This is a genomic window from Pseudomonas sp. LB3P25 (assembly GCF_054897985.1).
Map to the genome: position 1 here is coordinate 3,301,164 of NZ_CM142711.1, position 15,792 is coordinate 3,316,955.

At 60.3% G+C, this 15,792-nt stretch carries 9 protein-coding genes and 2 pseudogenes; 9 read left to right on the forward strand and 2 right to left on the reverse strand.

Going from position 1 to position 15,792, the window contains the following annotated elements:
• Window positions 1-263 precede the first annotated feature (263 nt).
• The 3 genes from ACYZTW_RS14990 (at window position 264) to ACYZTW_RS15000 (ending at window position 3,459) form a co-directional block, all read left to right on the forward strand.
• A complete protein-coding gene (locus ACYZTW_RS14990) occupies window positions 264-1,937 on the forward strand; it encodes a nitrite/sulfite reductase (RefSeq protein ID WP_462005525.1) in 1,674 nt (557 codons plus the stop codon).
• Entirely contained in the window at window positions 1,934-2,413 is a 480-nt protein-coding gene (locus ACYZTW_RS14995; protein WP_102614351.1) for a DUF934 domain-containing protein, read from the forward strand. The genes ACYZTW_RS14990 and ACYZTW_RS14995 overlap by 4 nt, the downstream gene beginning before the upstream one ends.
• Window positions 2,414-2,490: 77 nt before the next feature.
• Window positions 2,491-3,459, forward strand: a complete 969-nt coding sequence (locus ACYZTW_RS15000; protein ID WP_462005526.1) for a hypothetical protein — start codon at window positions 2,491-2,493, stop codon at window positions 3,457-3,459.
• A gap of 84 nt (window positions 3,460-3,543) precedes the next feature.
• Here ACYZTW_RS15000 and ACYZTW_RS15005 read toward each other — a convergent pair.
• Both ACYZTW_RS15005 and ACYZTW_RS15010 read right to left on the reverse strand, forming a co-directional pair.
• A pseudogene (locus tag ACYZTW_RS15005) lies at window positions 3,544-4,070 on the reverse strand (DUF1254 domain-containing protein); the annotation flags it as partial.
• A gap of 412 nt (window positions 4,071-4,482) precedes the next feature.
• Complete coding sequence (locus ACYZTW_RS15010) at window positions 4,483-4,908, reverse strand: YciI family protein (RefSeq protein ID WP_462005527.1); 426 nt, start codon at window positions 4,906-4,908, stop codon at window positions 4,483-4,485.
• A 68-nt stretch (window positions 4,909-4,976) separates the two neighbouring features.
• Between ACYZTW_RS15010 and ACYZTW_RS15015 the strand changes: the two are divergent.
• The 6 genes and pseudogenes from ACYZTW_RS15015 to ACYZTW_RS15040 form a co-directional block, all read left to right on the forward strand.
• Window positions 4,977-5,156 (forward strand): annotated as a pseudogene (locus tag ACYZTW_RS15015) (polyketide cyclase); the annotation flags it as partial.
• 246 nt (window positions 5,157-5,402) lie between these two features.
• Entirely contained in the window at window positions 5,403-5,903 is a 501-nt protein-coding gene (tpx, locus tag ACYZTW_RS15020) for a thiol peroxidase (RefSeq protein ID WP_134097025.1), read from the forward strand.
• A gap of 441 nt (window positions 5,904-6,344) precedes the next feature.
• The gene (locus ACYZTW_RS15025) at window positions 6,345-7,661 is read left to right on the forward strand and encodes an MdtA/MuxA family multidrug efflux RND transporter periplasmic adaptor subunit (RefSeq protein ID WP_462005528.1); all 1,317 of its coding nucleotides are present in this window, start codon (window positions 6,345-6,347) and stop codon (window positions 7,659-7,661) included.
• Window positions 7,658-10,753, forward strand: coding sequence for an MdtB/MuxB family multidrug efflux RND transporter permease subunit (locus ACYZTW_RS15030; protein WP_462005529.1), 3,096 nt, complete (start codon window positions 7,658-7,660; stop codon window positions 10,751-10,753). The genes ACYZTW_RS15025 and ACYZTW_RS15030 overlap by 4 nt, the downstream gene beginning before the upstream one ends.
• Window positions 10,754-10,910: 157 nt before the next feature.
• Entirely contained in the window at window positions 10,911-14,018 is a 3,108-nt protein-coding gene (locus ACYZTW_RS15035; protein WP_462005530.1) for an efflux RND transporter permease subunit, read from the forward strand.
• Entirely contained in the window at window positions 14,015-15,496 is a 1,482-nt protein-coding gene (locus ACYZTW_RS15040) for an efflux transporter outer membrane subunit (protein WP_462005531.1), read from the forward strand. The genes ACYZTW_RS15035 and ACYZTW_RS15040 overlap by 4 nt, the downstream gene beginning before the upstream one ends.
• Window positions 15,497-15,792 lie beyond the last annotated feature (296 nt).

A 15,792-nucleotide genomic window follows, 5' to 3' on the forward strand; every position in this document is an offset into this window, starting at 1 on the left:
TTTTAGCCTTCAGGTGAATCTGTAACGTGCTGCGCCGCAGGTCCATAGTCAACACCACAAGCACCGCCAATCCCCCGTAGCAGCTGCCGAGCCTGCGAGGCTGCGTTCGGCTGCGAAGCAGTCGTCAAACCACACGACTCGGTCTGTCAGGTGAACCGTGTGCACAGGGTTTACGACTGCTTCGCAGCCGAACGCAGCCTCGCAGGCTCGGCAGCTGCTACAGGGTATGTAGAGCGTGCGATCAATCCTGATGAGGTAGCCACATGTATCAGTACGATGACTATGACCGGGCCCTGGTCTTTGAGCGGGTCGCGCAGTTTCGCGATCAGGTCGAACGCTTCATGGCGGATGAGTTGAGCGAAGAAGAATTCCTGCCTTTGCGCCTACAGAACGGCCTGTACATGCAAAAACACGCCTACATGCTGCGCGTGGCGATCCCTTACGGCACATTAAGCGCGCCGCAAATGCGCACGCTGGCGAGCATCGCCCGGGATTACGATCGCGGTTACGGCCACTTCACCACCCGGCAGAACATGCAGTTCAACTGGATCGAACTGGCCCAGGTACCGGACATCCTCGAACGCCTGGCACAAGTGGAAATGCACGCGATCCAGACCTCCGGTAACTGCGTGCGCAACATCACCACCGAAGCCTTTGCCGGGGTGGCGGCGGATGAAATGATCGACCCGCGGCCGCTGGCGGAAATTCTCCGGCAGTGGTCGACCATCAACCCGGAATTCCTGTTCCTGCCGCGCAAGTTCAAAATCGCCATCTGCTCGGCGGAACAAGACCGGGCGGCGATCATGATGCATGACATCGGCCTCTATCTTTACCCGGGCACCGACGGGCAAATGCTGCTGCGGGTCATCGTCGGCGGTGGGTTGGGGCGCACGCCGATCCTTGGTTTACAGATTCGCGAGGGGTTGCCGTGGCAACACCTGCTGTCCTACGTCGAAGCGGTGCTGCGGGTCTACAACCGCCACGGTCGGCGCGACAACAAGTACAAGGCGCGGATCAAGATTCTGGTCAAGGCGCTGGGCATCGAAGCTTTCGCCAGGGAAGTGGAAGAGGAGTGGCAGTACCTCAAGGACGGCCCTGCGCAGTTGACCGACGTCGAGTATGAGCGCGTGGCCAGCGCCTTTGTGCCACCGGATTACCGCGCTCTGGCGGACACCGACCTCGATTTCGGCACACGCCTGTCCGAAAACCCGGCCTTCGCCCGCTGGGTGTCGCGCAACGTTCAGCCGCACAAAGTGCCGGGCTATGCCAGCGTGGTGCTGTCGACCAAACCGGGCATTGCCTCACCGCCGGGTGATGTCACGGCAGAGCAAATGGAGGCCGTTGCCGACTGGTCCGAGCAGTTCGGTTTTGGCGAAATTCGCATCGCCCATGAACAGAACATTGTGTTACCCGACGTGCCCAAGGCTGATCTCTACACGCTCTGGTGCCTGGCCTGCGAACAGGGCCTGGGCTGCGCCAACATCGGTTTGCTGACTGACATCATCGCCTGCCCCGGCGGTGACTTCTGCGCGCTGGCCAATGCCAAATCGATCCCCATCGCGCAAGCCATACAGGCACGCTTCGAAGACCTCGACTATCTGCATGATCTGGGCGACATCAGCCTGAACATCTCCGGCTGCATGAACGCCTGCGGCCACCACCACATCGGCAACATCGGCATTCTGGGGGTCGATAAGAACGGCAGCGAGTGGTACCAGATCACCCTCGGCGGTTCTCAGGGCAAGAACAGCGCATTGGGCAAAGTCATCGGCCCCTCCTTCAGCGCCGCCGAAGTGCCCGAGGTGATCGAGCGGATCATCGACACGTTCGTCAATTACCGCGAAAGCGAGGAAGTGTTCGTCGACACCTTGCAGCGCATCGGTCTGGAACCGTTCAAAGAGCAGGTCTATCCGAAGCTGCTGGAGGTATCGGCATGAACAATTTGCTGCGACTGGAGGAGGGTGTGGCGCGGATTGTCGCTGATGATCCCTGGACCCTGGTCAGGGATGTCAACGATGAATGGCCGGCGGGTGCAGTGATTCTGCCGTTGGCCCGTTGGCTTGAAGGTCCACCGCAAAAGGGGGTGTGGTTGGGGCCGGACGATGAGGTGGAAAGCCTCAAGCCGTGGTTTTCACACCTGCCGCTGATTGCCCTCGACTTTCCGAGTTTTCGTGACGGTCGCGGTTACAGCCAGGCGTACTTGCTGCGCACTCGATTGGGCTGGACGGGCGAGTTACGCGCGGTCGGCGACGTACTGCGCGATCAACTCAGCCACATGCGTCAATGCGGGTTCGACAGCTTTGCGGTGCGTGAGGACAAGTCCGCCGAAGATGCGCTCAAGGGGCTGGCCGGGATGAGTGTGCTGTATGGGCGTTCGGTGATTGAACCGCGGCCGTTGTTCAGGCGACGTTGAGGGTTTCGCTTGGGTCGATGATGGCATTTTGGTAGAGTCCGCGCCTCATAAGGGAGTCGTACAGAAAGGAGTCTGGTTTGAGTGTGGGCAAGAAGATTTTAGGGTTAACCGCGTTTCTGCTGATGTTGACCCTGTGGGGCGGTTACTTTTATGTGTTCCAGGAAAACCGCGGTGGGCAGTTGGGTGGTGCGTTCGACAGTTACGCCTGGTGCGGCACGCCACCGGCCGCCGATGCGCTGTCGCTGGGCAAGGATCAGCTGACCCTGCGCATCACCAACAACCTGCGTGGCGAGTTCCTGCTCAGCGGCGCGGTGATTGTTTCCGAGCGCACCTTCAATCGCTATGACCTGGGCCGTAACGAGCTGCGCCTGCGCCTGGAACCGCTGCAATGGTCCTACGGCGCCACGCCGATTCTCCTCGAACAGGTCAGGATCAAACCCCTGAGCCGTAACCTCGCCTCAGACAACAAAAGCGCCTACGCGGAGCTCGAGCCGCGACCGATTGACGTACAGGGGCGCGCCACCGAGTTTCCCTTCGACACCTACCGCTACGGCTACAAACCGGTGCTGTATTACCTCAAGGGCAATGAGCGCATCGACTTGCGCTTCCGTCACATCACCACGGTGATGGAGATGTCGAACACCTTTACGCCCATTCAGAAGTACAACCGGGGCGAGTACATCAACGAGAAAAATGCGTTGGTTCGCGAAGAAGACTACAAACCCTACGCCACCCATGAATGTGCGTTCAGCGTCGAGCGCAAAGGTTCGTTCAAGGTGATCGTCTTGCTATTGCTGCTGGTGATTTGCCTGCCGCTGATGCACGTGTTTTATCGCGATGAGCCGGGCATCGATTTTCTCGCCACGCTGGTGAGTATCGGGGCGATCCGGGTGTTTCTGGTGGGGCCGTTGAATGACTTCCAGTTGTACAACATCGACTTTCTGTTCGGCGCTGCGATATTGCTGGTGGGCACGGTGTCGTTGATCAAGGCGATGCGGGCGAATAGTCGGCGGGAGTTGGCGGCGAAGAGTGGTTCTTCGTGGTGATTCCACCGTCTATGTAGCAGGCGCCGAGCAGCGCGAGGCTGCGTTCGGTGCGGGCCGCGTTCGGACGCAGCCGTCGTGAAGTCAGGCGTACGGGTACATCTTGAATTGTTCGACCAGCGCCTTGCCCTTGGCCGGGTTCGGATCGAGGACGCGAAAGCCCACCAGCACGTTCATCGTTTCCGACTTGGCGAGGTAATACTTGCCGGCGTCGGCCGGTGGCTCGGGCCGGGCGGCAGTTCGATCACCAGCGGGCCGGTTTCATTCAGGTCGACGAAACCGAGAATATACGGCGTGGTGGCGTTGGCGGTGATCACGCCCAGTTTGTCTTCGTAACTGTTGAGCACCATCAGGTCGCCGCTGTGAGCGCCGAGCCTGTTACGAAACGCTTCCTGCTATTGCGCGTAGGACACCAGCGGCAAGGCCCACAGATAACTCTGGGTCGCCTGCTGGAAATCCAGCTCGGCGTAGAGCCCGGCAATGGATTCATGGGCCGGCAGTTCGCCTTCCATCGCGATCTTGCCGATCCGCGTATCCAGGTCCTGGGCGCCGACACCGCAACTGGCGAACATAGTCATCAGGCTGAAACCGGCTGCGCGAATTACGCTGTGCATATAAAAGTCCCTATGTGCTGAACTTGACGTTGATTCCGGCGAACTGCGTGAACTGCGGCCTGCCATTTTCCGGTGCCCAGTTCGTCCTGATCGGCGGTGGGGGCGGTGATCTGCGGACCGATGCCCAACTGCACACCGTCGGTCTTGAGCAAGAAGATATCGAAAAGGTTCAGATCGCCTTCACCGGTGCTACTGCGAAATCTCTTTCCTATCAAGCCTGTAGGACACGTCTGTTGAAACTAGCAGCTAACGCCGGGTTCGCCAGTCGAAGGGGGGGATTCTTTGGTTTTTTTTGCACACGCTTGTGTGAATTTGTGTGTACTAAAAAGTTAATGCGAAGCAGGGGGTTGAGATCGACGGACTGCTAGATGTGGCGAGGGGGCTTGTGCCCTCGCCACAATGATTGGACTTTTCAGCGTTTCTTCACCTGTGCGCGCAGCCGCTCTTCCTGCTCCCGCAATTCCGGTGTGAACTCGGCCCCGAAATCTTCGGCCTCGAACACTTGGCGAATCTCGATTTCGGCGTCGGTGCCTGGCATCGGGTTGGGGCAGCGTTTGACCCACTCGATCGCTTCCTGTTTCGACTTCACCTGCCATAGCCAGTAGCCGGCGATCAGCTCCTTGGTTTCGGCGAACGGGCCGTCGATCACCGTGCGCTGGTCACCCGAGAAGCGCACGCGAGCGCCTTTGCTGCTGGGCTGCAGGCCATCGCACTCGATGAGGATGCCGGCTTTGACCAGCTCCTCGTTGTAGTTGCCCATTGCAGTCATCAGTTCTTTGCTGGGCATCACACCGGCCTCGGAATCCTGGCTGGCTTTCACAATAATCATGAATCGCATGGTCTTATCTCCGCTGGATGTGAGTGACTCACTGGCTAGTCGAATGGCCGTCGCTTAAATCGACAACGCTGGCTGCCTTTCGTCATGAACACCGGGTTGAGGCCGGCGAGGGCGGTACGCTGTACACCGACCGCATCACTTACGCAGCCATTGGCGGCGCACCTTTGGAGTGGTTGCTGGTCAATGCGTACATGCGCCGAATCTTCGAGGCAAGGCACCGCAATATGCTGCGCTTGCTGACCCTGTAGGAGCGAGCGATGCGGCGATCCGACTTGCTCGCGAAGGGAGCACCTCGTTGCAACAGGCTGACCGCGTTATCGTTCTTCGCGGGCAAGGGCTAGGCGCCCCCCTGCTCCTACAAAGGATTTGGGTTGTATCCAATGTGTGCGACGAGACATCACAATTTGTATCTCGGCATAGGTCGTCGGGCCATTTCGTGGTTAACTTCGGCCTCTTCAAAATTCTCTACAACAACGTTCAGAAGGACTCCGTTCATGGCTCAAGTCACTCTTAAAGGCTCCCCGGTTCAAGTCAACGGCCAACTGCCACAAGCCGGTTCCAAGGCGCCAGCCTTTTCCCTGGTTGCCGGCAATCTGTCCGACGTGACCCTGGCGAGCTTCGCCGGCAAGCGCAAAGTGCTGAACATCTTCCCAAGCGTTGATACCCCGACCTGCGCGACTTCGGTTCGCAAGTTCAACGCCCAGGCCAACGATGTCGCCAACACTGTCGTGCTGTGCATCTCCGCTGACCTGCCGTTCGCTCAAGCTCGCTTCTGCGGCGCCGAAGGTCTGGAAAACGTACAAAACCTGTCGACCCTGCGCGGTGCCGAGTTCATCGAGAACTACGGCGTTGCCATCGCTGACGGCCCGCTCAAAGGCCTGACGGCCCGTGCCGTCGTGGTTCTGGACGAAAACGACAACGTTCTGCACAGCGAGCTGGTCAAGGAAATCGCTGAAGAACCGAACTACGAAGCAGCGCTCGCTGTTCTGAAGTAAGCGGTTTTTACATTTGTTAACGGCCTAGGGGGCGTTCTCACTGAATTTCCCCGCCGCGTTGTCGCCTTAAAGCGGGCCAGGCAAGGCGCAGGCCGCTGGTAATGGTTGTTCCCTTTCCAAGGCCTGCAACGCAGGCTGGCCCGCTTTAAGGCACAACCCAAAGGGCCGGGCCTGCTGTTGTGCAGGGCTGCGTTGCTCGAAGCTTATTTGGAATGACCAAACCACGCTTCTCGCGCCTTGCCCTGCACAACAGCAGACCCGGCGCGGCGGGGAAATTCAGTGAGAACGCCCCCTCTGTCCAGGCCGTTTTCATTTGTGCTTCAGTGTCTTAGATAAATTTCCTGTTACGTAAGCCAAAGGTAAATTGCCGGTAAAGCCGCTTTGCTTAATACCCGCCAGTGCTTATCGTTCAGCCTCCTGTAGAAGAAGCCCACGCGCCCAATGGTTGATCATTCCATGCAATCCTCCGTTTCCCGTAGTCCCCGTCGCTGGCTGTTTGGCCTGCTTGTCCTGTTGGTCATCGCTGGCCTGTGCTGGAAATTCTGGCCCGCCGGCACTGCCCAAAAAGAGGGCGCAGGGCAAAAAGCCGTTGCCGGGCATACCGGCAGGTCGGGGGGGATGCGTCCGGGTTTCGGCGGGGCGACCGGGCCCGTTCCAGTGCGTGTCGCGCCAGCGGTCAAGGGCGACTTCCCGCTGTACTACAAGGCGCTGGGCACCGTGACGGCGCTGAACACCATTAATGTGCGCAGCCGCGTCGGCGGTGAGCTGATGAAGATCTCCTTCGAAGAAGGGCAGATGGTCAAGGCGGGCGATCTGCTGGCTGAAATCGACCCGCGTCCTTACCAGAACGCCTTGCTTCAGGCCGAAGGCACGTTGCTGCAGAACCAGGCACAACTGAAAAACGCCCAGGTCGATGTGGAACGCTATCGCGGCCTGTATCGCGAAGACAGTATTGCCAAGCAGACCCTGGACACCGCCGAAGCGCTGGTGGGCCAGTATCAGGGCACCGTCAAAACCAATCAGGCGGCGGTCAACGACGCCAAGCTCAATCTGGAGTTCACCAAGGTCCGCGCCCCGATTGCCGGGCGTGTGGGCTTGCGTCAGCTGGATGTCGGCAACCTGGTGGCAGCCAACGACACCACCGCGCTGGTGATCATCACCCAGACCCAACCGATCAGCGTCGCCTTCACCTTGCCGGAAAACAGCCTGGAAACCGTGCTGGCCCGTTATCGCACCGGCGCCAAACTGACCGCCGAAGCCTGGGACCGTGGCGACACCAAGTTGCAGGCCACCGGCGTCTTGCAGAGCCTGGACAACCAGATCGACGTCACCACCGGCACCCTGAAATTCAAGGCGCGTTACGAGAACCGCGATCAGGCGCTGTTCCCGAATCAGTTCGTCAACGTCCACCTGCTGGCCGACACCCTCAAAGACGTGGTGCTCGCACCTTCGGCAGCGATTCAGTTCGGCACCAACGGCACGTTTGTCTATGCCTTGGAGGGCGACAAGAAAGTCGTGATTCGTCAGTTGAAAGTCGGCGCCAGTGACGGTGAAAACACTGTGATTACCGAAGGTCTCGCCCCTGGGGATCGCGTGGTCCTTGAAGGCACCGACCGCTTGAAGGAAGGTAGCGAAGTGGAAGTGGTCAACGACACCAAGGATGTACCGACCACCCCGACCGGGCACCTGCAAGGAAAATCGGCCGCCGCGGCGCCTGACACGACGACCACCGACAAGGCGAAAAAGGACGGCGCATGAACATCTCGCGGCTGTTCATCCTTCGCCCGGTCGCCACGACCCTGAGCATGCTGGCCATTATCCTGGCCGGCGTGATCGCCTATCGGCTGTTGCCAGTGTCGGCATTGCCTCAGGTCGATTACCCGACTATCCGCGTCATGACGCTGTATCCCGGCGCCAGCCCGGATGTCATGACCAGCGCCGTGACCGCGCCCCTTGAGCGTCAATTCGGGCAGATGCCCGGCCTGACCCAAATGGCGTCGACCAGTTCCGGCGGCGCTTCGGTGCTGACCCTGCGTTTCAGCCTCGACATCAACATGGACGTCGCCGAGCAGCAGGTGCAGGCGGCGATCAACGCCGCGACCAATTTGCTGCCCAAGGACCTGCCGGCGCCGCCGGTGTACAACAAGGTCAACCCGGCGGACACCCCGGTACTGACCCTGGCCATTACGTCCAAGACCATGCTGCTGCCCAAGCTCAATGATTTGGTCGACACGCGCATGGCGCAGAAAATTGCCCAGATCAGCGGCGTCGGCATGGTCAGCATTGCCGGCGGCCAGCGTCAGGCCGTTCGGATCAAGGTCAACCCCGAGGCGCTGGCGGCCAATGGCTTGAACCTGTCTGACGTACGCACCTTGATCGGCGCGTCCAACGTCAACCAGCCCAAGGGCAACTTCGACGGCCCGACCCGGGTGTCGATGCTCGATGCAAACGATCAACTGACCTCGCCCAAGGACTACGCCAACCTGATCCTCGCCTACGCCAACGGCGCGCCGTTGCGTTTGAAGGACGTGGCGGAGATCGTCGATGGCGCGGAAAACGAACGTCTGGCGGCGTGGGCCAATGAAAACCAGGCGGTGTTGTTGAACATCCAGCGCCAGCCTGGCGCCAACGTCATCGAAGTGGTCGACCGGATCAAAGCCCTGCTGCCGAGCATCACCGACAACCTGCCGGCCGGTCTCGAGGTCACCGTGCTGACCGACCGCACCCAGACCATCCGCGCCTCGGTCACCGACGTGCAACACGAATTGTTGATCGCCATTGCGCTGGTCGTGATGGTGACCTTCCTGTTCCTGCGTCGCGCCAGTGCCACGATCATCCCCTCAGTGGCCGTGCCACTGTCGCTGATCGGCACCTTCGGCGTGATGTACCTCGCGGGTTTCTCGGTCAACAACCTGACCCTGATGGCCCTGACCATCGCCACCGGTTTTGTGGTGGACGATGCGATCGTCATGCTGGAGAACATTTCCCGGTTTATCGAAGAGGGCGACAGCCCCCTGAATGCGGCGCTCAAGGGCGCCAAGCAGATCGGTTTCACGCTGATCTCCCTGACCTTGTCGCTGATCGCCGTACTGATTCCGTTGCTGTTCATGGCCGACGTGGTAGGGCGATTGTTCCGCGAATTTGCCATCACCCTGGCGGTAGCGATCCTGATTTCCCTTGTCGTCTCCCTGACCCTGACGCCAATGATGTGCGCGCGGTTGCTCAAGCGTGAACCCAAGGAAGAAGAGCAGGGCCGTTTCTACCGGGCCAGCGGCGCCACAATTGATTGGATGATCGCGGCTTACGGGCGCAAGTTAAAGTGGGTTCTCAAGCATCAACCGCTGACCCTGATGGTGGCCATCGGCACGCTGGCGTTGACCGTGTTCCTTTACATGGTGGTGCCCAAGGGCTTCTTCCCGGTGCAGGACACCGGGGTAATCCAGGGCATTTCCGAAGCGCCGCAGTCGATTTCCTTTGCCGCCATGAGCGAACGTCAGCAGGAACTGGCCAAAGTGATCCTGGCGGATCCGGCGGTGGAAAGCCTGTCGTCCTACATCGGTGTGGACGGTGACAACTCGACGCTCAACAGCGGTCGTCTGCTGATCAACCTCAAATCCCACAGCAACCGCGACCTGAGCGCCACCGAGGTGATCGCACGTCTGCAACCGGAACTGGACAAGCTCACCGGCATTCGCCTGTTCATGCAACCGGTGCAGGACCTGACCATCGAAGACCGCGTCAGCCGGACTCAATACCAGTTCAGCATGTCGTCGCCGGATTCCGAGCTGCTCAGTCTGTGGAGTGGTCGTCTGGTGGAAGCCCTGGCCCAACGGCCTGAGCTGACCGACGTCGCCAGCGATTTGCAGGACAAAGGTCTGCAGGTGTATCTGGTGATCGACCGCGATGCGGCGTCGCGGGTCGGTGTGTCGGTGTCGAACATCACCGATGCGCTGTACGACGCCTTCGGTCAGCGGCAGATTTCCACCATCTACACCCAGGCCAGCCAATACCGCGTGGTGCTGCAATCGCAGTCCGGCGAGAAGATCGGTCCGGAGGCGCTGAATCAGATTCACGTGAAAACCACCGACGGCGGGCAAGTGCGCCTGTCCAGCCTGGCGCACATCGAGGAGCGTCAGGCCCAACTGGCGATCACTCATATCGGTCAGTTCCCGGCAGTGATGATGTCGTTCAACCTCGCGCCCGGCGTAGCGCTGGGGCATGCGGTGGAGATCATCGACCAGGTGCAGAAGGACATCGGCATGCCGATCGGCGTGCAGACCCAGTTCCAGGGCGCGGCCGAAGCTTTCCAGGCCTCGCTGTCGAGCACCTTGCTGCTGATTCTGGCGGCGGTGGTCACCATGTACATCGTGCTTGGCGTGCTTTACGAGAGCTACATCCACCCGATCACCATTCTCTCGACCTTGCCCTCGGCAGCGGTCGGCGCCTTGTTGGCGTTGCTGTTGAGCGGCAATGACCTGGGCATGATCGCGATCATCGGCATCATTTTGTTGATCGGTATCGTGAAAAAGAACGCGATCATGATGATCGACTTCGCCCTCGACGCTGAACGCAATCAGGGCGTGGACCCGGAAACGGCGATCTATCAGGCGGCGCTGCTGCGTTTCCGGCCGATTTTGATGACCACACTGGCCGCGTTGTTCGGCGCGGTGCCGCTGATGCTGGCGACCGGTTCAGGCGCGGAACTGCGTCAACCGTTGGGTCTGGTGATGGTGGGTGGCTTGTTGGTGAGTCAAGTGCTGACGTTGTTCACCACGCCTGTGATCTATCTGTATTTCGACCGGTTGGGACGTCGTTTCGGCAAACCCGACGCCCAAGAGGTGGCGGTATGACGCCTCGCAAAGGCAAATCTGTCCCTGCAAGGCGCACCCTTTGTGGGAGCGAGCCTGCTCGCGAAAGCGGTGGGTCGGTGAGCATCTATGGTGAATGTGCAGGCCTCATCGCGAGCAGGCTCGCTCCCACAGGGGTGGATGTCGGGAGCTGCCGTCGATGAACCTGTCCGGACCATTCATCAAGCGCCCGGTCGCGACGATGTTGCTGAGCCTGGCGATCCTGCTGCTGGGCGGCGTGAGCTTCGGCCTGTTGCCGGTGGCGCCGTTGCCGCAGATGGACTTCCCGGTGATCGTGGTTCAGGCGAGTCTGCCCGGCGCGAGCCCGGAGGTCATGGCCTCGACCGTGGCCACGCCGCTTGAGCGTTCCTTCGGTACTATCGCCGGGGTCAACACCATGAGCAGCCGCTCCAGTCAGGGCTCGACCCGGGTGATTTTGCAGTTCGACCTGGACCGCGACATCAACGGCGCGGCGCGGGAAGTGCAGGCGGCGATCAACGCCTCGCGCAACCTGCTGCCGAGCGGGATGCGCAGCATGCCGACCTACAAGAAGGTCAACCCGTCCCAGGCGCCGATCATGGTGCTGTCGCTGACCTCCGACGTGCTGGAAAAGGGCCAGCTCTACGATTTGGCCTCGACGATTCTGTCTCAGAGCCTGTCTCAGGTGCAGGGCGTCGGCGAAGTGCAGATCGGCGGCAGTTCCTTGCCAGCGGTGCGCATCGAACTCGAACCGCAGGCGCTCAACCAGTACGGCGTGGCGCTGGACGATGTGCGCAACACCATCGCCAACGCCAACGTGCGCCGGCCCAAGGGGTCAGTCGAAGACAGTCAGCGGCTGTGGCAGGTTCAGGCCAACGATCAACTGGAGAAAGCCAAGGATTACGAGTCGCTGATCATTCACTACGCGGACGGCGCAGCCCTGCGCCTGAAGGACGTCGCCAAGGTCAGCGACGGCGTCGAAGACCGCTACAACAGCGGTTTTTTCAACAACGACGCGGCGGTACTGCTGGTGATCAACCGCCAGGCCGGCGCCAACATCATCGAGACGGTCAATGAAATCAAGGCTCAGCTGCCGGCGTTGCAGGCTGTGTTGCCGGCCAGCGTGAAGCTGAACCTGGCGATGGACCGTTCGCCGGTGATCAAGGCGACCTTGCACGAAGCGGAAATGACCCTGCTGATTGCCGTGGCGCTGGTGATTCTGGTGGTGTTCCTGTTCCTCGGTAACTTCCGCGCCTCGTTGATTCCGACCCTTGCGGTGCCTGTGTCCCTGGTCGGCACCTTTGCGGTCATGTACCTCTACGGATTCTCCCTGAACAATCTGTCGCTGATGGCGCTGATTCTGGCCACCGGGCTGGTGGTGGACGACGCCATTGTGGTGCTGGAGAACATTTCCCGGCACATCGACGAAGGCGTGCCGCCGATGAAGGCCGCGTACCTCGGGGCGCAGGAAGTCGGCTTCACCTTGCTGTCGATGAACGTCTCACTGGTGGCAGTGTTCCTGTCGATCCTGTTCATGGGCGGGATCGTCCAAAGCCTGTTTCGCGAGTTTTCCATCACGCTGGCGGCGGCCATCGTGGTGTCGCTGGTGGTCTCGCTGACGCTGACACCGATGCTCTGCGCCCGCTGGCTCAAACAGCATACGCCGGGTGAGGAAAATCGTTTGCAACGCTGGAGTCAGCGTGCCAACGAGTGGATGGTCGGCAAGTACGCGACAAGTCTTGACTGGGTGTTGCGTCACCGCCGGTTGACCTTGCTTAGTCTGATCGTGACAGTCGGCGTTAACATTGCACTGTATATCGTTGTTCCTAAAACATTTATGCCTCAGCAGGATACCGGCCAGCTGATCGGGTTCGTGCGCGGCGACGACGGGCTCTCATTCAGTGTGATGCAGCCGAAAATGGAAACCTTCCGCCGTGCCGTGCTCAAGGATGACGCGGTGCAAAGCGTCGCCGGCTTTATCGGCGGCACCAACGGCACCAACAACGCCTTCATGCTGGTGCGGCTGAAACCGATCAAGGAACGCAACATTTCTGCGCAAAAGGTCATTGAACGCCTGCGCAAGGAAATGCCCAAGGTCGCCGGTGCGCAGTTGATGCTGATGGCCGATCAGGATCTGCAGTTTGGTGGCGGTCGTGAACAGACCACGTCGCAATATTCCTACATCCTGCAAAGCGCCGACCTTGGCGAGTTGCGCGAGTGGTATCCGAAAGTGGTGACTGCGCTCAAGGCCTTGCCGGAGCTGACGGCGATTGATGCCCGTGAAGGGCGCGGCGCCCAACAGGTGACCCTGATCGTCGATCGTGATCAGGCCAAACGCCTGGGTGTCGACATGGACATGGTCACCGCGGTGCTGAACAACGCCTACAGCCAGCGGCAGATTTCGACGATTTACGACAGCCTTAACCAGTATCAGGTGGTCATGGAGGTCAATCCGAAATATGCCCAGGACCCGATTACCCTCAAACAGGTTCAGGTGATCACCGCTGACGGTGCGCGGATTCCGCTCTCGACCATCGCGCATTACGAAAACAGCCTGGAAGATGACCGCGTCAGCCACGAAGGCCAGTTCGCCTCCGAGAGCATTTCCTTCGACATGGCCGAAGGCGTAACGGTGGAGCAGGGCACGGCGGCCATCGAGCGGGCCATCGCCAAACTGGGTATGCCGGAAGACGTGATCGTGAAAATGGCTGGCACCGCCGACGCCTTCGCCGCGACCCAGAAGAGCCAGCCGTGGATGATTCTCGGCGCGCTGGTGGCGGTGTATCTGGTGCTCGGCGTGCTGTATGAAAGCTACATCCATCCCCTGACCATTCTCTCGACCTTGCCGTCGGCCGGGGTCGGCGCGTTGCTGTCGATCTATGCGTTGGGCGGTGAGTTCAGCCTGATCTCGTTGCTCGGGCTGTTCTTGTTGATCGGCGTGGTGAAGAAAAACGCCATTCTGATGATCGACCTGGCCTTGCAGCTGGAGCGACATCAGGGCATGGCGCCGCTGGAATCGATTCGTAGTGCTTGCTTGCAACGTCTGCGGCCCATTCTGATGACCACCCTGGCGGCGATCCTCGGCGCGTTGCCGTTGCTGCTGAGCCGCGCCGAAGGTGCGGAAATGCGTCAGCCGCTGGGCCTGACCATCATCGGCGGGCTGATCTTCAGCCAGGTGCTGACTCTTTACACCACCCCGGTGGTTTACCTCTATCTCGACAAACTGCGCCATCGCTTCAACCACTGGCGTGGGGTGCGTACTGATGCTGCTCTGGAAACTCCGCTATGACTGACCGTTCGTTTATCAATCTGGCTGCACCGCTGATCACGGCCCGGGGCTCGCGTTTGTTGAGCCTGGCGCTGTGCGTGGCGATGCTCAGCGCCTGCGCCATCGGCCCGGATTACCAGCGCCCGCAAGCGGCTGCGCCGGCGCAATACAAGGAAGCGGCAGGCTGGCGTCAGGCCAATCCCGGCGATTCTCTGGCCCGTGGCGCTTGGTGGGAGTTGTATGGCGATCAACAACTCAATGGCCTGATCGAAAAACTCAACAGTGCCAACCAGACCGTCGCGCAGTCCGAAGCCCAGTACCGTCAGGCCCAGGCTTTGGTGCGCAGTGCCCGTGGCGCGTTTTTTCCGACCGTGGACCTGACCGTCGGGAAAAACCGCTCCAGCCAGGGCACCGGCAGCAGCAGTTCGAGCCTGACCAGTTCCTCCAGCGGGATTCGCGACACTTACACCGCACAGGCCGGGGTCAGTTGGGAAGCCGACGTTTGGGGCAAACTGCGCCGAGGACTGGAAGCCGACACCGCCAATGCCGAGGCGAGTTTTGCCGATCTGGCGGCGATGCGCTTGAGTCAGCAGTCGGAACTGGTGCAGAACTATCTGCAACTGCGGGTGATCGACGAGCAGAAACGCCTGCTGGAAGCGACGGTCGAGGCCTATCAGCGCTCGCTGACAATGACTGAAAACCAGTACCGCGCCGGCGTCTCCGGCAAGGACGCGGTGGCTCAGGCCCAGACTCAGCTCAAAAGCACCCAGGCTGACCTGGTCGATTTGATCTGGCAGCGCGCCCAATTCGAGAACGCCATTGCCGTACTGATCGGGTTACCGCCGGCCGAGTTCAGCCTGGCTGAAACCAAAAACATCCCTGCGTTGCCCGAGGTACCGCTGAGCCTGCCTTCGCAATTGCTCGAGCGCCGCCCGGACATCGCCTCCGCTGAACGCTCGGTGATGGCCGCCAATGCCAACATCGGCGTGGCCAAGGCGGCCTATTACCCGGACTTCACCCTGAGTCTGAACGGTGGCTATAGCAGCAGCACCTATGCCAACTGGATCAGCGTGCCGAACCGCTTCTGGTCGGTCGGTCCCCAATTGGCCATGACCTTGTTCGACGGCGGTCAGCGCTCCGCGGAAGTTGACCGCAGCGAAGCGGCCTACGACGAAACAGTGGCCAAGTACCGCCAGACTGTGCTCGATGGCTTCCGTGAAGTGGAAAACTACCTGGTGCAGCTCAAGGTTCTGGAAGACGAAGCGGGCGTGCGCCAGGAAGCACTGGACGCGGCGCGTGAGTCCTTGCGTCTGACCCAGAATCAGTACAAGGCCGGTTTGATCGCTTATCTGGGCGTGGTGGTCGTTCAGGCCACAGCGTTGAACAATGAACGCAGCATGCTGGATTTGTTGCAGAGCCGGTTGATTGCCAGCGTGCAATTGATCGCGGCATTGGGTGGCGGCTGGGATGGTCAGCTACAGGTGAGCGACAAAGAATAGCCACACATTCTCTGACGGCAAGTCGAGACTCCGTAGCAGCTGCCGAGCCTGCGAGGTGTGGTGAGGGGATTTATCGAAACGTCGCACCGCCCCGTTGGGCTGCGAAGCGGCCCCTTTTTTTTCAGCCGCACCGCGTCCAATGGATTACGACGGCTTCGCCGCCGAACGGGGATAAATCCCCTCGCCACGGCCTCGCAGGCTCGGCAGCTGCTACCGGAGGACGCGGTCCCTGCGAGGTGTCAAACAAGTGTTTCATCGGCTTGATGGCCCTTTGATAATTTTGTCAGTGCGTTCTT